General features: G+C 72.0%; 14 protein-coding genes. 6 read left to right on the forward strand and 8 right to left on the reverse strand.

Annotated features, from left to right (window positions below):
- Nucleotide 1: 1 nt before the first annotated feature.
- On the reverse strand, nt 2-520 hold the full coding sequence (locus tag ACFQVD_RS24290) for a PH domain-containing protein (RefSeq protein ID WP_343981285.1): 519 nt from the start codon (nt 518-520) through the stop codon (nt 2-4).
- Between the two features lie 33 nt (nt 521-553).
- Nucleotides 554-1378, reverse strand: a complete 825-nt coding sequence (locus tag ACFQVD_RS24295; protein ID WP_343981288.1) for a biotin--[acetyl-CoA-carboxylase] ligase — start codon at nt 1376-1378, stop codon at nt 554-556.
- A 152-nt stretch (nt 1379-1530) separates the two neighbouring features.
- On the opposite strand from ACFQVD_RS24295, the gene fdhD reads away from it, so the two are divergent.
- On the forward strand, nt 1531-2418 hold the full coding sequence (gene fdhD / locus ACFQVD_RS24300) for a formate dehydrogenase accessory sulfurtransferase FdhD (RefSeq protein ID WP_343981291.1): 888 nt from the start codon (nt 1531-1533) through the stop codon (nt 2416-2418).
- 49 nt (nt 2419-2467) lie between these two features.
- Here the strand turns inward: fdhD and ACFQVD_RS24305 are convergent, their stop codons facing one another.
- From ACFQVD_RS24305 to ACFQVD_RS24315, 3 genes are all read right to left on the reverse strand, one after another.
- Nucleotides 2468-5104, reverse strand: coding sequence for a phosphoenolpyruvate carboxylase (locus ACFQVD_RS24305; RefSeq protein WP_343981294.1), 2637 nt, complete (start codon nt 5102-5104; stop codon nt 2468-2470).
- Nucleotides 5105-5169: 65 nt separating this feature from the next.
- Nucleotides 5170-6819, reverse strand: a complete 1650-nt coding sequence (locus ACFQVD_RS24310) for a hypothetical protein (RefSeq protein ID WP_343981297.1) — start codon at nt 6817-6819, stop codon at nt 5170-5172.
- Entirely contained in the window at nt 6795-7577 is a 783-nt protein-coding gene (locus tag ACFQVD_RS24315) for an ABC transporter ATP-binding protein (protein WP_364147229.1), read from the reverse strand. The genes ACFQVD_RS24310 and ACFQVD_RS24315 overlap by 25 nt, the downstream gene beginning before the upstream one ends.
- A 107-nt stretch (nt 7578-7684) precedes the next feature.
- Between ACFQVD_RS24315 and ACFQVD_RS24320 the strand changes: the two genes are divergently transcribed.
- From ACFQVD_RS24320 to ACFQVD_RS24340, 5 genes are all read left to right on the forward strand, one after another.
- Nucleotides 7685-9289 carry an acyl-CoA carboxylase subunit beta gene (locus ACFQVD_RS24320; protein ID WP_343981302.1) on the forward strand — a complete coding sequence of 535 codons (1605 nt, stop codon included), beginning with the start codon at nt 7685-7687 and terminating at the stop codon, nt 9287-9289.
- Nucleotides 9286-9492: an acyl-CoA carboxylase subunit epsilon gene (locus ACFQVD_RS24325; protein ID WP_364147223.1), complete on the forward strand. Its 207-nt coding sequence runs from the start codon at nt 9286-9288 to the stop codon at nt 9490-9492. The genes ACFQVD_RS24320 and ACFQVD_RS24325 overlap by 4 nt, the downstream gene beginning before the upstream one ends.
- A gap of 101 nt (nt 9493-9593) precedes the next feature.
- The gene (locus tag ACFQVD_RS24330; protein ID WP_343981305.1) at nt 9594-10541 is read left to right on the forward strand and encodes an NYN domain-containing protein; all 948 of its coding nucleotides are present in this window, start codon (nt 9594-9596) and stop codon (nt 10539-10541) included.
- A 111-nt stretch (nt 10542-10652) separates the two neighbouring features.
- Entirely contained in the window at nt 10653-12074 is a 1422-nt protein-coding gene (locus tag ACFQVD_RS24335) for an AlkA N-terminal domain-containing protein (RefSeq protein ID WP_343981308.1), read from the forward strand.
- Entirely contained in the window at nt 12071-12577 is a 507-nt protein-coding gene (locus ACFQVD_RS24340) for a methylated-DNA--[protein]-cysteine S-methyltransferase (RefSeq protein ID WP_343981311.1), read from the forward strand. The genes ACFQVD_RS24335 and ACFQVD_RS24340 overlap by 4 nt, the downstream gene beginning before the upstream one ends.
- 88 nt (nt 12578-12665) lie before the next feature.
- On the opposite strand, the gene ACFQVD_RS24345 is transcribed toward ACFQVD_RS24340, so the two are convergent.
- From ACFQVD_RS24345 to ACFQVD_RS24355, 3 genes are all read right to left on the reverse strand, one after another.
- Nucleotides 12666-13601: a hypothetical protein gene (locus ACFQVD_RS24345; RefSeq protein WP_343981314.1), complete on the reverse strand. Its 936-nt coding sequence runs from the start codon at nt 13599-13601 to the stop codon at nt 12666-12668.
- Between the two features lie 46 nt (nt 13602-13647).
- Entirely contained in the window at nt 13648-14319 is a 672-nt protein-coding gene (locus ACFQVD_RS24350) for a hypothetical protein (RefSeq protein ID WP_343981318.1), read from the reverse strand.
- A gap of 149 nt (nt 14320-14468) precedes the next feature.
- Nucleotides 14469-17417, reverse strand: a complete 2949-nt coding sequence (locus ACFQVD_RS24355) for a hypothetical protein (RefSeq protein ID WP_386272113.1) — start codon at nt 17415-17417, stop codon at nt 14469-14471.
- Nucleotides 17418-17469 lie beyond the last annotated feature (52 nt).

A 17469-nucleotide genomic window follows, 5' to 3' on the forward strand; every position in this document is an offset into this window, starting at 1 on the left:
GTCACCGCCCGCCGTGTTCCGATGGCTCCCCGTCGATCGCGTCGTCGAGCGCGCGGAACACCTCGGCCCGCACGTCCTGGATCCGCGGGATGTCCCGCAGCGTGATCCGGCCGTGGTCGCCCGCCGACTCGACGACGAGCGTGCCGCAGCCGAGGACCCTCTCCATCAGGGTCTGGTCGGCGCTGACCGTGTTGACCTTGGCCATCGGGATGTCGTCTATGGATTTGTTCAGCACCCCAGTACTGATGGTGAACCGGTGCGAGGTGAGCACGTACGAGGTGTTCTTCCACCTCAGGTACGGCACGAACGACCACACGGTCAGCAGGCCGACGGCGACCACGGCCACCGCGATGCGCGCGTAGGAGTCGTATTCGAAGGCGGGCATGAAGAAAATGGCGGCACCGGACCCCGCGATGATCAGAATCAACGCGAGGAACGGGCCGATGAGGCGCTTCCAGTGCGGGTGGAACGACCGGATGCGCCGCTCCCCCTCCGTCATGTGGTGATCGGGTAGACCCATGGGGCAAATCGTGACACGCCTTCGTGCTCCACGTCATGAGCCGTGCGGACGAACATGCACGACGTCTCCCACGCTGAGCGCGTGCTCCTGCCCCTTGGAGCTGACAAGCAGGTGGCCGGCGCCGTCGACGCCGGTGGCCGTGCCGGTGAGCACCCGCTCGCCCGGCAGCTCCACCCGGACCTCCTGGCCGACCGTGGCGCTGATCGCGAGATAGGCGGCCCGCAGGCCGCACGCCTCGGCGTCGCCGTCCGCCTCCGACCACTCCCGGTAGTGGAGCTCGATCTCCCGCAGCGCCGCCCGCAGGATCGGGTCGCGGTCGACGCAGGCGGCCTTCTCAATGGCCAGGGAGGTGGCGGTCTCCACCGGCAGTTCCTCGGCGCGCACGCTCACGTTGAGCCCGACGCCCACGATCACCGCGTTGTCGACCCGCTCGGCGAGCACTCCGGCGACCTTGCGCCCGCCGATCAGCAGGTCGTTGGGCCACTTGAGCCGGACGTCGACCTCGGCGACCTTCCGCACGGCCGACGCGACCGCGAGGGCGACGAGCAGGGACAGCCAGCTCTGCCTGGTCGGGGGCGGGTCCGGGCGCAGGAGCACCGAGAAGGTCAGGCCGGAGCGCGGCGGGACGCTCCAGGCCCTGCCGAGCCTGCCGCGCCCGGCGAACTGAGCCTCCGCGACGACGACGGCTCCCTGCCGCGCGCCGTCGCGGACGGCCTGCGCGAGGTCGGCGTTGGTCGATCCGGTCCTGGCGACGACGGCGATGTCGGACCAGAGGCCGCCGGGGCGGACCAGCGCGCGGGTGAGCGCCGCCTGGGAGAGCGGCGGACGGTCGAGATCAGTGAAGGGCGAGTCGAGCACTTAGCCATCTTGCCTCCCCTAACGACCCCCTGTTACCGAATTAGGGCAATGACCAGGGAATACTATTAACGAAGTCTGGGCGCGCAGGCGAAGCCCGGCTTTCCGAACGGGGATGAAAGCATTCGGACGGCAGCGAAAGAGAAAAAGACCGCATGAGCAGAGACCTTGACCCGCGGGACGGTATCGAGGTGGAGGCCGTGCGGAGGCCGGGACCCACCACGCGGGCACGGGTCGGGCAGATGCGCTCGGGGACGCTCCACGAGCGCCGGGACGACCTGGCCACCGAGGAACCGCTGGAGATCCGGATCCAGGCGGGTGAGCGGCGCCGCACTGTCGCGATCACCATGCGCACCCCGGGGCACGACTTCGAACTGGCCGCCGGGTTCCTGTACGGCGAGGGCGTCGCGGCACCCGCCGACGTGGCGTCCATCGCCTACTGCACGGACGACGACGTGCCGCCCGAGGCCCGCTACAACACGGTGACCGTGCGGCTGCACGGCGACGCCCTGCCTGATCTGCCCTCGCTCGACCGGCATTTCATGACGTCGAGCGCGTGCGGCGTCTGCGGCACCGCCAGCCTCGACGCGCTGCGGGACCGCTGCTCACCGCTGCCCGCCGCCGATGACCCGTTGCGCGTCTCCCCCGAGGTCCTGTACGGCCTTCCCGGCCTGCTGAGGCGGGCCCAGGGGGTCTTCGGCAAGACCGGGGGGCTGCACGCGGCCGGGCTGTTCACCGCGGAAGGCGAGCCGCTCGCGGTCCGCGAGGACGTGGGACGGCACAACGCGGTGGACAAGCTGGTCGGCTGGGCCATGATGGCCGGGAGGCTGCCGCTGGGCGGGCACCTGCTCATGGTCAGCGGGCGGACCAGCTACGAGATCATGCAGAAGGCCCTCACCGCGGGCCTGCCCGTCGTCTGCGCGGTCTCCGCGCCCTCCTCCCTGGCCGTCGACCTGGCCAGGGAGTTCGGGATGACGCTGGTCGGCTTCCTGCGCGAGGAGCGCTTCAACCTCTACGCGGGAGCGCACCGCGTCGGCCCGTGAGCCCCGCCCGCCGGCCCCGTGCGGGGGCCGGCGGGCGGTGGCGAGCGGATCAGCCCGTGTTCTGCAGGCCGGCGGCGACGCCGTTGACCGAGAGCAGCAGCAGCGTGGACAGGCGCTCGCGCTCCTCCTCCGACAGCCCCTCGTCCGCGCGGAGCGTGGACAGGGCGCGGAGCTGCAGGTGGGAGAGTGCGTCGACGTACGGGTCGCGGAGCTGTACCGCGCGGGACAGCACCTTGCGGTCCTCCAGCAGCCGGGTGTGGCCGGTGATCTCCAGGACCAGGCGGCGGGTCAGGTCGTACTCGGTCAGGACCTGCGCGACGAAGTCGTCCCTGGCGCCGAGCGCGAGGTAGCGGGCGGCGATGTCCCGGTCGGTCTTGGCCAGCGACATCTCCACGTTGTCCAGCAGCGAGGCGAACAGCGGCCACTCCCGGTAGGCGGCGCGCAGCTCGCCCAGGCCCGCCTCGGAGATGACCGCCTCCAGGCCGCTGCCCAGGCCGTACCAGCCGGGCAGGTTGACCCTGGTCTGGGCCCAGGCGAAGACCCACGGGATGGCCCGCAGGTCGTCCAGGGACCGGGGCGCGCCGAGGCCGCGCCGAGCCGGGCGGGAGCCCAGGCGGAGCGAGCCGATCTCCTCCAGCGGGCTGACCAGGGAGAACCACTCCGGGAAGCCGGGCGCCTCGGTCAGCAGCCGGTACGCCTTCTCCGAGGCGGAGGCGACCTGCTCGGCCACCGCCCGGAAGCGTCCCGCGGCCTCGGCCGTGCGCGCCTCGATGGACGGGGTGGAGGCGAGCAGCACCGCGGAGGTGACCTGCTCCATGTGACGGCGGGCGATGGCGTCGTGGCCGTAGCGGGCGAAGATGACCTCGCCCTGCTCGGTGACCTTGAACCTGCCGCCCACCGACCCCGGGGCCTGTGCGAGCACCGCCCGGTTGGCGGGGCCGCCGCCCCGGCCCAGGGCGCCGCCCCGGCCGTGGAAGAGCGTCAGCGGCACGTCGTGCTCGGCCGACCAGGCGGCCAGCGCCTCCTGGGCCTCGTACAGCTTCAGCGTCGCCGCGGCCGGGCCGAGTTCCTTGGCGGAGTCGGAGTAGCCGAGCATGACCTCCAGGCGCCGGTCGTCGGCCAGCCTGGCCTGGACCTCGGGGATCTCCAGCATCCCCGACAGCACGGTGGGGGCGGCCGCCAGGTCGGCGCCGGACTCGAAGAGCGGGACCACGTCGAGCCGGGGGGCCCGCTCGCCCAGCGCGTGCGCGGCCAGCGCGTGTACGGCGGCGATGTCGTCGGCCGAGCGGGTGAAGGAGACGACGTAGCGGGAGCAGGCGGCCACCCCGAACCGCTCCTGGATCCAGGCGATCGTGCGGATCGTGGCCAGGACCTCCTCGGTCCGCTCGGAGGTACGCCCGGCGGCGATCTCCTCCAGCGCGGCGGCGTGGACCTGCGAGTGCTGGCGGACCTCCAGCTCGGCCAGGTGGAAGCCGAACGTCTCCACCTGCCAGACGAGGTGCTGCAGTTCCCCGTACGCCTGCCTCCTCGCCCCGGCCGCGACCAGCGACTCCTGGGCGATTCGCAGATCGCCCAGGAGTTCCTCGGGCGAGCGGTAGGCCAGGTCGAGCCCGCGCTGCCTGGTGGCCGCGATGCGGGCGGCGACGAACATCAGCCACTGCCGGTGCGGCTCCTGCGGGGAACGGGTGGCCATCTCCGAGACCAGTTCGGGGTGGTCGTTCACCGCGGCGGACAGCGCGGCCCGCAGCTCGGGCGAGGCGGGGGCGTAGCCGGCGGCGAGGGTCAGCGAGCGGCCGATCCGGCCGGTGGCGGTCTCCAGGGCGATCAGCACGTGCTCGGCCTGGATGAGCACGGCGTCCCTGGTCACCTTGGCCGTGACGTTCGGGTTGCCGTCGCGGTCGCCGCCGATCCAGCTGCCGTACCTGATGAAGGCGCGGGCCCGGGGCCTCTCGGTGCCGCCGCCCCCGCCGAGCGCGGCGTCCAGGGCGCGGTAGACCTGCGGGACCACCCGGAAGAGGGTCTCGTCGAAGGCCGCCATGGCGGTGCGGACCTCGTCTCGCGGGTCGAGCTTGGTGGACCTGAGCTGGGCGGTCCGCCAGAGCAGGTCGATCTCCTCCAGCAGCCGCCGGCGGGTCTCCGCCCGCTCGGCGGCCCCCCGCTCCGGGCTGTTGTACAGGGCGAGCTGGCCGCTGATGCGCTGGATCGCGGTGACCACGGCACGCCTGCGGGCCTCGGTGGGGTGCGCGGTCAGCACCGGGTGCAGGCGCAACCCCTCGACCAGGCCGGCGACCTTCTCGCCGCCGAGTTCCTGGACCGCCTGGGCCAGGGACTCGGGCAGCGGCTCCTCGCCGGTGTCGCGGACCCTGAGCGTGCGGATTCTGAAGTGCTCCTCGGCCAGATTCGCCAGGTGGAAGTAGCACGTGAACGCGCGGGCGATCTGTACCGCGCGATCGACGGGCCACTCGGCCACCATCGCGGTGATCTCGTCGACCGACACCTGCCCGCGGCGGGCGCCGATGACCGCCTTGCGCAGCCGTTCGACGTCGGCGAGCAGGTCATCGCCACCATGCTCGGCGATGACCTGCCCCAGAAGCTCACCGAGCAGTCGCACGTCCGCGCGCAGCTCGTCGGGCATCTCGGTGACAGCGGAGGAGCGCTCTACCTGATGAGACACGGTGGCTGGCATGTTTGTCAGCGTACCCAGTCCGTTTTCTCCGGCGGAGACCGGTCTCACCCATTGGACTAGACCATTCAGGTGGCCCTGGAGGTCGCCTGCAACAGCGCTGGATACCTGGCGAAAGCGGCCTTACCCGCGATCCTCCGGCCGCCTGCGGAGAGCAGCAGCCCGTACGGCACCGCCAGCGCGGAGACCCAGGTGAGGCCGAGCAGCACCGGCAGGACGATCGGCAGCGAGAGCAGGCCGGTGCCGATCAGCGCGCCGAACGAGGCGACGAAGGCGATGCCGCCCTGCCCCGGAGCCGCACCCGTGAAGGCGTTCAGGCGTTCCGGCACGGTGTAGGGCATCTGCACGCTGGTCAGCGCGCCCACCCCGAGCCCGACCCCGAGGACGCCCCAGGCGGTCAGGGTGGCCGGGACCGCCCAGACGATGCCCTCGGCGGACCCGGCGAGCAGGGCCGCGACCAGGGAGAGCACCAGCAGCAACGGCACGCCGATCGTCGCCACGGCCAGGTGCCGCCCCGCGATGTCCGTGCGCCAGTCGCGGTCGGTGCCGTAGGCGACGGCGTTCATCCACAGCGAGCGGCCGTCGATGCCGAAGGCGTTGCACCACTGCATGCTGATCAGCGCCGCCCCGATGCAGGCGGGAGCGACCGCCAGGGCGACCCCGGTCGGACCGCCCTCCCCGTTCAGCGAGAAGGCCATGATGCCCGCGACCGCGACGGCGGCGAACCAGCCGACCCTGCCCCGCGGATCGCGGCGGGCGTACCTGAGCTCCTTGCCCACCACCGCGGCGAGCGGGCCGTCGGGCAGGACCCCGGCCAGCAGGCCCCGGGAGTTGCGCACCGAGGAGCTCTGGGTGGAGGCGTCAGGGGAGACCAGGGCGCGGCGCAGCGCCGCGATCCACAGCCACCCCACCCCGGCGACCAGGGCGGCGAGCACGACGATCGCCAGGAGGGCCGCCGCTCCTCCGTCGGCGACGGCGTGCGCCGCCATACCCGACGGGGTCCAGCGCAGCACCGAGGCGACACCGCGCAGCATCGCCCCCGGGTCGGCCGACAGGCCGCCGTTGAGCAGCAGGTTGGGCAGCTGCGCCCCCAGCACGACGAAGATCACCGAGACGGCCAGCACGTCGCGGCCCCTGCGGGTGCGCAGCACGCCGGAGAGCGCCGTGGTGACCAGCCGGGAGAGGACGACACAGAGCGCGAAGTGGAGCAGCACCGCCACCGTGCCCAGGAGCACCCCGCCTGCCCCGCCCGCCAGGCCGGCCACCGCCCCGATCATGACGACCAGCGTGGCGATCGGCCAGACACCGGTGATCGAGGCGGCGAACATGCCGGTGGCGAGCAGGCCGGTCCGCAGCGGGAAGAGCGCCAGCCGCGACGGGTCGAGCGTGTCGTCCAGCCCGAACGCGAGCAGCGGCACGACCGCCCAGCCCACCAGGAAGACGGTGAACAGTACGGTGACGACGTCGCCCGCGACCTCGGCGGACGCGAGGCGCAGCGTGGTCATGGCGAAGAAGCCCAGGGCGGCGAAGACGATCGCGGCGATCACCGTGAAGACGAACCCCAGCAGGTGCTGGACGCTGCCGCGCAGGTTGCCGGCGACGAGCCGGAGCTTGAGCCGTACGAACACCGAGGGCCCCACCCGCACGGTCCCGGGCACGGCTCCTGTCGCGGCTCCTCGCCGGTCCGGCGCGCTCATGCCGGGGTCGCGCCCAGCCATGACAGGCCCTCCTGCCCGCTCGCGCCGTCACCCCGGGCGCCGACCAGCCCCAGGAACGCCTCGTTGAGGCTGCGGCCCGCCCTGACCTCGTCCAGCGGCCCCTGGGCGACGATCCGCCCGCCGTCCATCACCGAGACCCAGTCGCACAGGCGCTCGACGAGCTCCATGACGTGGCTGGAGAAGACGACGGTCGAGCCGGAGTCGGTGTAGCGCCTGAGCACCTCGACGAGCGTGTTGGCACTGACCGGGTCGACGCCCTCGAACGGCTCGTCGAGAAAGAGCACACCGGGGTTGTGCAGCAGCGCGGCGGCCAGGCCGATCTTCTTGCGCATACCCGTCGAGTAGTCCACGACGAGCTTGTCCGCCGCCTCGGTCAGGCCCATGACCTTCAGCAGCCCGTCGGCCCGCTGCTCCACCTCGGCCCTGGGGATGCCTCGGAGCTGGCCGTTGTAGGACAGCAACTCCCTGCCGGAGAGCCGCTCGAACAGGCGCAGCCCCTCGGGGAGCACGCCGATGCGGCTCTTGACCGCGACCTGGTCGCGCCAGACGTCGACACCACCGATGTGGATCGAGCCCCCGTCGGGACGCAGCAGGCCGGTGACCATGCTGAGCGTGGTGGTCTTTCCCGCCCCGTTGGGACCGACCAGTCCGGCGAAACTGCCGCTGGGCACCACGAGGTCGACGCCTCCCACGGCCACCTGCTGCCCGAATCTCTTGAACAGCCCCTGCGTTCGCACCGCCTCGATGGCGTCCGGCATGTTCCCCCCTTCCAGGGTCACGGCTCCGGCGATCAGCCGACTCACCCGGAAAACGAACGGTCGCCCCCGATAGTTCGCACTGCCAGAGGGCGGTTTACCCTGCTGGCATGAGCGAGCCTCTGAGCGCCGAGACCACAGCCGCCGAACCCGATGTCCGTACGACGGCCGGCAAACTGGCCGATCTGGAACGCCGTCTGGACGAGGCCGCCCACGCGGGTTCCGCGCGCGCCATCGAGAAACAGCACGCGAAGGGCAAGATGACCGCCAGGGAGCGGGTCCTCGCCTTCCTGGACGAGGGCAGCTTCGTGGAGTTCGACGAACTGGCCAGGCACCGGTCCACGAGCTTCGGCATGGAGCGCGAGCGTCCGTACGGCGACGGGGTGGTGACCGGATACGGCACCGTCGACGACCGCCCCGTGGCGGTGTTCTCCCAGGACTTCACGGTCTTCGGCGGTTCCCTGGGCGAGGTCTTCGGAGAGAAGATCGTCAAGGTCATGGACCACGCGCTGAAGACCGGCTGCCCGGTGATCGGCATCAACGACTCCGGCGGGGCGCGCATCCAGGAGGGTGTCGTCTCGCTGGGCCTGTACGCCGAGATCTTCAAGCGGAACGTGCACTCCTCGGGAGTGATCCCGCAGATCTCGCTGATCATGGGCCCGTGCGCGGGCGGCGCCGTCTACTCGCCGGCCCTCACCGACTTCGTGCTGATGGTGTCGGAGAAATCGCACATGTTCATCACCGGCCCCGACGTGATCAAGACGGTCACCGGCGAGGAGGTGACGTTCGAGGAGCTCGGCGGCGCGCACACGCACAACTCCCGCTCGGGTGTCGCCCACTACGAGGCCTCCGACGAGGCCGACTGCCTGGAGTTCGCCAGGGCACTGCTCTCCTACCTGCCGTCCAACAACCTGGACGAGACCCCGGTGTTCGACACCGAGGTGGTGCTGGAGACCACCGACTCCGACCGGGAGCTCGACACGCTGATCCCCGACTCGGCGAACCAGCCCTACGACATGCACAAGGTTCTCGAACACGTCCTGGACGACGGCGAATTCCTTGAAGTGCACGCGCAGTTCGCGCCGAACATCCTGGTGGGTTTCGGCCGGGTCGAAGGGCGCTCCGTGGGGATCGTCGCCAACCAGCCGATGAGTTTCGCGGGCACGCTGGACATCGCGGCCTCGGAGAAGGCCGCGAGATTCGTACGTACATGCGATGCCTTTAACATTCCGGTACTGACATTTGTCGATGTCCCCGGATTCCTTCCCGGCACCGACCAGGAATGGAACGGGATCATCCGCCGCGGCGCCAAGCTGCTCTACGCCTACGCCGAGGCGACGGTGCCGCTGGTCACGGTCATCACCCGCAAGGCGTACGGTGGAGCCTACGACGTCATGGGTTCCAAACACCTGGGCGCCGACATCAACCTGGCCTGGCCGACCGCGCAGATCGCGGTGATGGGAGCGCAGGGCGCGGTCAACGTCCTCTACCGGCGCGAGCTCGCCTCGGCCGCCGATCCGGACGCCCAGCGGGCCCGGTTCATCGCCGAATACGAGGACACGCTCGCCAACCCGTATCTCGCGGCCGAACGTGGGTATGTGGACGCGGTGATCCGTCCCTCCGCCACCCGAGTCCAGATCGTCAAGGCGCTCAGGACCCTGCGCAACAAGCGCGCGGCCCTGCCGCCGAAGAAGCATGGGAACATCCCGCTGTGAGACACCTGAAGATCATTAAAGGGGATGCGACCCCCGAGGAGATCGCCGCGGTGGTGATCGCTCTCTCCGTGCATACCGCGGCCGCGACTTCGAGCCCGAAAGCCCTGCAGACGCCAAAATCCTGGAGCAATCACTCACATCGCATGCGAAAACATCTTCCTACCGGACAAGGCGCATGGAGATCGAGCGCACTGCCGAGATAGATCCTCAGAACGGGGTGTCAACTTGCACGAGAGTTGGGACCATCTAAGAAATGGGCGCATATAGTCAGCCGATCAGCTAGTTCCGAGGCCTGGAGGACGACATGACCATCCTGGACCTCACGTCACACCCCATCGCCGCGAAGTACGCCGTCCTGGTCGACGTCGGGTACCTGTACGCCGCGGCGGGAGAGGTGCTTCTGAGTGCCAAGGAGCGCAAGGAGTACCGGGTCGCGGCGGACGAACTGATCCAGGCGTTGCAGAAGCACGCGGAGGAGCGGATCCACGGCGAGCTGCTGAGGATCTACTGGTACGACGCCGCCCGCGACCGGGTGCCGACCGTCGACCAGCGGGTCATCGCGCAGCTCCCCTGGGTCAAGGTCCGCCTGGGCAACCTCAACGCGAGAGGCCAGCAGAAGGGCGTGGACGCGCAGATCAGGAGCGACCTGGAGGCGCTGGCCAGGCACCACGCGGTGAGCGACACCATTCTGCTGGCCGGGGACGAGGACATGGTCCCCGCCGTCGAGGCCGCCCAGGCCTACGGGGTGCGGATCCACCTGTGGGGGGTGGAGCCACCGTACGGCACCAACCAGGCCGAGCGCCTGGTCTGGGAGTCCGACACCGTCGAGATCATCAGTGCCGACTTCCTGCGCTCCTTCTTCAGCCGGGCCCCCGCACCGGTCCCGGTGCCGGCCGCCCCGATCGCCCCCTCCCCCGCCCAGGTCTTCGCCGGGCGCACCGCCGCCACCGCCAAGCCCAAGACCCCCGCGGGCCAGGTCACCAAGCTGGGCCCGAGCCGCCCGCGCGTCGAGGAGGTCGGCGAGCACGTGGCCCAGAAGTGGATCCTCACCCGTGGCCGCGACAACATCCGCGACCTGCTCCCGGGGCCGATCCTGCCCACCGTCATCGACACCGAGCTGCTCATCGAGGCGGAGAAGGAGCTGGGTCACTCCCTCCGCCCCTACCCCGAGGCACGCGTCTGGCTGCGCGACGGATTCTGGGCCCGCGTCTACCGGGAGTTCGAGATCGGGGTCGGCGTCTCCTCCAAGTGACGCGCCCGCGAGGCACGACTCAGCGGGACACGGCCCTCCCCCCGACGGCCGCCACGACCATGTCCGATTCCCGCCAGCCGTACGGGATGGGCTGCGAGTAGCGTCGTCAGCATGTCCGTGAGAGAGCTCGACTTCGACGCCTGTTACCGCGCGGTGGCCGCGAGGGACGCCCGGTTCGACGGGCGCTTCTACACGGCGGTCACCTCCACCCGTATCTACTGCCGGCCGATCTGCCCGGCACGCACCCCCGCCAGCCGCAACGTGCGGTTCTACCGTCACGCGGCCTCCGCCGAGGCGGCCGGGTTCCGGCCGTGCAAGCGGTGCCGGCCCGAGCTGAGCCCCGGCGACCCCGGCTGGGACCACCGGGGCGACCTGGTCGGCAGGGCGCTCCGGCTGATCGACGAGGGCGTGGCGGACGACGGCGGGATGGCCCGGCTGGCCGGGCGGCTGCACATCACCGGGCGGCACCTGCACCGGCTGTTCACCACGGAGATCGGCGTGGGGCCGCTGGCCGTGGCCAGGACCAAGCGCCTGCTGCTGGCCAAGCAACTGCTGACCGAGACCGGGCTGCCGATCGTCGACGTGGCGTTCGCGTCGGGTTTCGGCAGCGTCCGGCAGTTCAACGCGACCATGAAGGACACCTACGGATTCACCCCGGGCGAGCTGCGGGCGACCACGCGACGCAGCACCGACGTCTCGGGCGACGCGCTGACCCTGCGGCTGCACCGCAGGGAGCCGTACGACGCCGCGACCCTGATGCGGTTCCTGGCCGCGCGGGCGATCCCCGGTCTGGAGCATACGGACGGCACGTCCTACCGCCGCGCCGTCCCCGGCGGCGCGGTCACCCTCACCCCCGAGGTGGACCACGTCCGGCTGGACGTGAGCGTCGACGACACCAGCCACCTGGCCAGGATCGTCGCCCGCTGCCGCCGCCTCCTCGACCTCGACGCGGACCCCGCGGCCATCTCCGCCGCCCTTGGCGAGACCTCGCTGGAACCGCTCGTCACCGCCCGCCCCGGGCTGCGAGTGCCCGGCGCGTGGGACGGCTTCGAGGTGGCCGTCCGCGCCGTGATCGGCCAGCAGATCTCCGTCGCGGGCGCCCGCACCATCCTCGGGCGCGTCACCGCCCGGGCCGGGCGCCCGCATCACGGAACGGACGGCGACGAGGGGCTGACCCACCTGTTCCCGACCGCCGCCGAGCTCCACGAGGCGGATCTGGGCGGGCTGGGCCTGACCGGGCGGCGGGTGGCCACGCTGAAGGCGCTCGCCGCCAGGGTGGCGGACGGCGAGATCGACCTGGACGGGGCACAGGAACCCGCCCAGGCGGTGGCCGGGCTGCTCGAGGTTCCCGGGATCGGGCCGTGGACCTCGGGTTACATCGCGTTGCGGGCGCTGCGCGACCCGGACGCCTGGCCCGGCGGAGACCTCGGCCTGCGGCGGGCCATGGCCTGCCTGGGCATCCCGGAAGACCACATCGAGCGGTGGCGTCCATGGCGGGCGTACGCCGCACTGCACCTTTGGAGTTCCGAATGATAGAAGCACAGGTACTCACCACCCCGATCGGTCCGCTGGCCCTACTCGCCCGCGAGGGCGTCCTGGTCGCGGCGGGCTTCACCGAAGCCCCGGACGAGATGTTCGCGCGCCTCTCCCCCGGCCTCCGGTCGGAGGGCCTGACCCTGACCGCCGACCTGGGCCACCCGGCGCGTGCCGTACGCGACTACCTGGACGGCGACCTCGCGGCCCTCGACTCCGTGGCGCTGGAACAGCCGGGCACCCCCACGCGGCAGCGGCTGCTCACCGCCCTGCGCGAGGTCCCGCCTGGCGCCACGATCAGCTACGCCGAGCTCGCCGAGCGGGCGGGCCTGCCGAGGACGGCGGCCAGGGCGGCCGGGGGCGCGTGCGCGCAGAACCTGATCGCGCCGTTCGTCCCCTGCCATCGCATCCTGCCGTCCACCGGCGGGTTCGGCGGCTACTACTACGGCACGCCGGTCAAGCGGTGGCTGCTCACCCATGAGAAGGCGATCGCCGGCGAGTAGCGCGAGCGGAGGTGTCCGGCCAGGCAGCCTCACCTGCCTCCCGCCGTCGAAGGCGTCGAGGTCGGCCCGGACGGTGCGGGTGACCGCCTCAGCCGGTCTTCCTGACGGTGCTCTGTACCTCGCCCACCGGGACGTCGCGGGTGACCCCGACCTCCACCGGGTCGTAGGCGAAGGGCACCACGTCGTCCTCGATCTCGATGGGCCAGACCGAGGTGACCGTCAGCACGTAGGCGTCACGCGGCTGATCGACCGAGGCTCGCAGGTAGCGCACGCCGCAGGTGAACGCGGCGCCCTTCGCGTACGGCTTGCCGCCGGGGCCGCACTCCTCCTTGACCTCCGCCCGGTCGGCGGTGGTGCCCGCGTCGATCCGGATGTCCTCGAGGGTGGCGGTCACGGTGGCGCTCATCACCCCGGGCAGCGTCGCCGTCACGGACCTGGTGGTCTCGCCGATGCCGCTCAGCCAGACCCAGGTCGGCAGGTTGACGTAGCTCCTGGCGTCCGGGTTGAGCTCGATCTTCGGTTCGGGCACGGTCAGCGCGGCGCGGGCGATCTCGACCAGCTCGGCGATGGTGATCCCGGCGGGCGGCGTGGTGTTCGGGGGGGCGAACACGTAGGGCTCGCCCAGCGCGGCCACGCACGCCAGCCCGTTCGGGTCGGCGGAGTTGTAGGCGCGCTGCCACCAGGTGCCCTCCTGGCCGATCCGGGCCTCGAACGGCTCCAGCGCCTCCTTCCGCCTCTCCCACTCCTGCCCGGGGAGTGCGTCGGGAAGGGCGTCTCGCTGCGAGTCCAGCATGTCGGCGGCGTTGCCCCGGGGCTCGTACCAGCAGGGGCGCTTGATCCGATATCCGTCGCTCTTCCCGCTGAGCCCGGTGCCCGTGACGACGATCCGGGAGTCCTTGAGGGTGACCCCGGCCTCGCGGCCGCGTTGATGGGCCTCGCCGGTCACTCCCCCGGTGTCGGGCGGGGCGGACGACACCGAGGGGGCGAACAGCAGCGCCCCCGCGAGGATCACTTTTCCGATCATCGAACACCTCCGGTGTGGGGACCGGGTCCCGGCAGCGGGCAGAGAGTCATCTGAGGCAGCCCTTCGCGCGCTCGTCGGGGAGTTTCGCGTGGCGGAAGAGCCTGATACGCCAGCCCCCGTCGGCGGCCCGCCCCATCACGGCGGACTGCAGGAAGGGCTTCCTGGTCCAGTCGGGCTGCCTGGTGACGGGCTTGCCGGTGGAGGAGTCGAGAAGGCGCATCTTCGACTCGTCGACGCAGACGTCCAGCTGCGCCCCCCGGTCGTCGCCCGAGCCGCTGACCGCGCTGACGTTCAGGGCGTACAGCCGGGCGGTCCCCCGCACCGACCTGCGCTCGTCGAGAAACACCCCCACCCACAAGGACGCGTCGTCGACCGCGTCGTACTCGACCACGTCGAGGTAGCCGGTGTCACGGCCCCCGCTCACGACCGCCCGGAAGGCTCCGGCGAAGTAGTCGCGGAGAACCTCGATCATCGTGGTCGTGTCGGCGTCGGGCGCGGCGGGCCACTCGACCACCACCCGCACTCCCGGCGCGACCTCGACCGTCTCCTCTCGCGGCGCGGCCGGCCGTGCCGGGTCCTGCGGGGAGGACCCCGCGGGAGCTCGCGAGGAGGTCTCGGCGGGAGAGGTGTCCGAAAGATCGACGGGAGTGAACGGCTGAGCCTCCGACGGGGTACAGGCCGCCGTCAGGAGCATGACCAGCGCGATCACCACACGCACACCGATCACGCTAGGGGCGCCCGCCGCCCGGAACCACCGATATGCACGATTCGGCATGGCTCCCCCGCCGCCCTCGCCCCGTACCCGGCGGCCCACCGTGCCACGCCCCCGCGTGACCTCCGACGCGCGGACCGGACCCGCCGGGCCCGTCATGCCGTCGGAGCCGAGCGCATCCGCCACGCGGGCAGCAGCTCGTCGATGAGGGCCTCGGTCTCCGGCGCCATCCCGCCGCCGTAGGGGTGGGAGGCGGCCCGCCGGTGCAGGGCGTCGGCCACGGCACGCAGACGGACGGGGTCGTCGGTGAGATGCGTGGCCCGCAGCAGGTCGCGCCAGAGCCCCTCGTCGTCGGCGGCCAGCAGCAGCCCGGCCCGCACCGCCGCCACCGCCTGGTCGGTCTCACCACGGGCCAGCCGTACCTCGCAGAGCCGGTGCGCGGCGTCCGCGACGCCCGCGGCCACGTTGTACTCCAGGTCGTCGGCCGCCAGCCAGGCGTAGCGACCACGCGGGCGGTCGTTCAGCAGCGGACCCCGTACCAGGCCCAGTGCCCGGTCGAGGAGCTCGGGATGCCCGCCGGGGTTGGCGTGCGACCGCCGGACGAGGTCGCGGAAGAGCATCCAGTCGGTGCGCACCTCGGGGCCGAGCCGCAGGCGCCCCGAGGTGTCGGCGTAGAGGTTGGGCCGCCCCTGGCTGTCGGTGCCCAGCCACGCGACGACCCTGGCGATCGTGGCGTCTCTGACGACCGCCTGCACGCCACGTGGCCAGAGGATGCCGCCGAGCACTACGGGGTGGACGCCGCCGGGGTGCGTCGCCAGGTAGACGACGAGCTCGACCGCGATCACGGCTCGCCCCTCCTCCATCGGCGAGGGGCCGACGACCTCGGCGGGGCCGAGGATCCGCACCTCGACCGAGGGTGTCCCGGTGACCGGTTCCGGCTCGTCGGCGAGCGGCTCGCCCTCCAGCCGCTCGGTCGCCAGGAACAGATCGATCAGTGCCCGGTACTGCCGCCGTGGCAGCAGTTGCGCGGCCACGTCGAACCCGAGCGCGTCCACCCTGGCGCGGCCCTCCTCGGTGATCGTCCAGTTCCAGGTGGCGTGCGGCACGTCACCCGCGATGACGTACCCGGCGGCGGTCCTGACGCCCTTCCTGGCGAGCAGCGCCAGGCGGCGGCCTTCCTCCTCGGTGGGGGCGATCGCGGACAGCAGGTAGTGCGGGGTGCAGACCGGGTCGGCGGCGCGTCCGTGGATCCTGCCGGTGAGCACCTCACCTCGGTTACCGCCGCCTTTGCCCGACGCCTCCAGCTCGGGCAGGATCTCCGCCAGGCCGCCCACGTACCTGATCCGGTCGGGGGCGATCACGGTCAGTTCCTCGCCGAAGCCGACCAGCGTGACGCGCATCCGGTCCGACCAGCGGTTGGTCGCCAGCTCCACGGCGAGCGCCGCCAGAGCCGCGGTGGCCTGGGCGCCCCCGATGCTGATCGGACCGTGGGCGGCCTCCAGGTCGACGAGCACCCTGCCCTCACCGCTGGAACCGAGCGAGACCAGCCCCGGGTACGGCGCGGGCGCGTCGGCGAGTGCCTGCTCGTCGAGCATCCGGCCCTCGTGCGCGGGAAGCCGCCAGACCTGGCCTCCGTCATGGGCACTCCAGGGCGCGGGCGCGTCGGGGTCCGGCGGGTGGATCCACAGGTCGAGGGTCCGCGGCGACAGGTGGGCCGCGTAGACCGTGGGCGGGACGCGGTTCTGGGCGGCGAGGGACCTGCCCAGCAGCCGGAGCCCGACGTCGAGCATCCGGCTGCCCGGCGCGTCCGCGCCGAGCCTGAGCGCCAGCTCGGCCTGGGCGGCGTCGTCCCTCGGCCGGGTGATCCGGCGCCCGAACGCCCGGTGCCAGAGCTGCCGCCTGCGCTTACGGCCGAGCGCCAGCAGCAGCCCGGCCGCGGCCAGCGAGGCCCCGGCCAGATAGTCGAGCATCTCCAGCCCGGTGTTCTGCCCGTTCTCCGCGGGCCCCGCCACCGCCGCTCCCGGGTCCGCCGCACCGGAATTCCGCCGCTCGGGCGCGTTGGTGCCGGGCGCGGTGGTGGCCGCCGTGGTGGCCGCCGTGTCCGGACCGCGCTCGGCGGTCGCCCTGGGGACGGGCACCTGGCGCGGGTCGTGCGAGGCGCCGCGCTCGGCGGCGTCGGGACGGCGCTCGGCCGTGTCGTGGCGCCCGCTCTCCCGCGCCTGGTCCGCACCCTCGCCGGGAGTGGAGATCTCGGGTGCGGGCTCCGCCGGGAGGTCCGCACCGCCCGGAGTGAAGGTCTGGGTACGGCCGTCCAGCTCGGCGGGCTTGCCGGGGTGGTCCTTGAGGGTGTCGTCGCGCGGCTGGGACGCCGGGACGATGTGCACGTTGCGCGCGTCGTCCGGCATGTCCAGCACCCAGCCGGGCCTGATCAGGTCGGCCATCCGCAGGCGGCTGCCGTCCGGCTGCTCCCTGTGCTGGTTGAGCCGGTAGATCTCCGGATACCGCCGCCCGTCACCGAGGCACTTCTCCGCGATCTCCCACAGGCTCTCGTGGTGACGGCCGTGCGGCGGCTGCACCACGTAGACCTTCTTGGCCTTCTGCACCGGCGCCAACTCCACCCGCTCGGCGTCCGCCGCGGCCGACGCCGCCGACAGCCCGGTCGAGACGATGGCCGAGGAGGTCGCGGGTGGCAGGCTGGTCAGCTTCGCGATCGGCAGGGCCACCGCCGAGACGGTGAACAGCAGCATGGCCGCCGAGACCAGCCGGTTGGCGAACATCTGGGTGCCCCCGGAGAACGGCACCCGGGCCGGCATCCCCACCCGGCGCACTCCGGCGTAGATCTCGACCAGTACGCAGACCACCATCTGCAGCCAGGCGAGCCAGACCAGCAGCACGAGGATCGCCACGATCGTGCTCGTGCCCACCTGGCTGGTCAGCAGGTCGAGGTCGCGCAGCTCGGGCGGGAGCGGCGGCCCGGCCAGCCGGAACAGGGCGTAGGGGACCCCCGCGATGAGCGCGACCAGGACGGCCAGCGCGCCAAGGCCCGCCAGCAGGTCTCCCGGTGTGCGCCTGTCCTTGATACGCACGGGCTGTCGCGTGGGCATTCGTCTCCCTCCCCGTCCAGATTCGTCGTCGGTCAACCGGTGGGCCAGCGAT

The sequence above is a fragment of the Streptosporangium amethystogenes subsp. fukuiense genome (assembly GCF_042665875.1).
Lineage (GTDB): Bacteria > Actinomycetota > Actinomycetes > Streptosporangiales > Streptosporangiaceae > Streptosporangium > Streptosporangium fukuiense.

Coding starts and splice junctions, on each gene's coding strand:
- ACFQVD_RS24290 (WP_343981285.1), bottom strand. CDS start 520: ATGGGTCTACCCGATCACCACATGACGGAGGGGGAGCGGCGCATCCGG.
- fdhD (WP_343981291.1), top strand. CDS start 1,531: ATGAGCAGAGACCTTGACCCGCGGGACGGTATCGAGGTGGAGGCCGTG.
- ACFQVD_RS24305 (WP_343981294.1), bottom strand. CDS start 5,104: ATGCCAGCCACCGTGTCTCATCAGGTAGAGCGCTCCTCCGCTGTCACC.
- ACFQVD_RS24310 (WP_343981297.1), bottom strand. CDS start 6,819: ATGGCTGGGCGCGACCCCGGCATGAGCGCGCCGGACCGGCGAGGAGCC.
- ACFQVD_RS24315 (WP_364147229.1), bottom strand. CDS start 7,577: ATGCCGGACGCCATCGAGGCGGTGCGAACGCAGGGGCTGTTCAAGAGA.
- ACFQVD_RS24320 (WP_343981302.1), top strand. CDS start 7,685: ATGAGCGAGCCTCTGAGCGCCGAGACCACAGCCGCCGAACCCGATGTC.
- ACFQVD_RS24330 (WP_343981305.1), top strand. CDS start 9,594: ATGACCATCCTGGACCTCACGTCACACCCCATCGCCGCGAAGTACGCC.
- ACFQVD_RS24335 (WP_343981308.1), top strand. CDS start 10,653: ATGTCCGTGAGAGAGCTCGACTTCGACGCCTGTTACCGCGCGGTGGCC.
- ACFQVD_RS24340 (WP_343981311.1), top strand. CDS start 12,071: ATGATAGAAGCACAGGTACTCACCACCCCGATCGGTCCGCTGGCCCTA.
- ACFQVD_RS24345 (WP_343981314.1), bottom strand. CDS start 13,601: ATGATCGGAAAAGTGATCCTCGCGGGGGCGCTGCTGTTCGCCCCCTCG.
- ACFQVD_RS24355 (WP_386272113.1), bottom strand. CDS start 17,417: ATGCCCACGCGACAGCCCGTGCGTATCAAGGACAGGCGCACACCGGGA.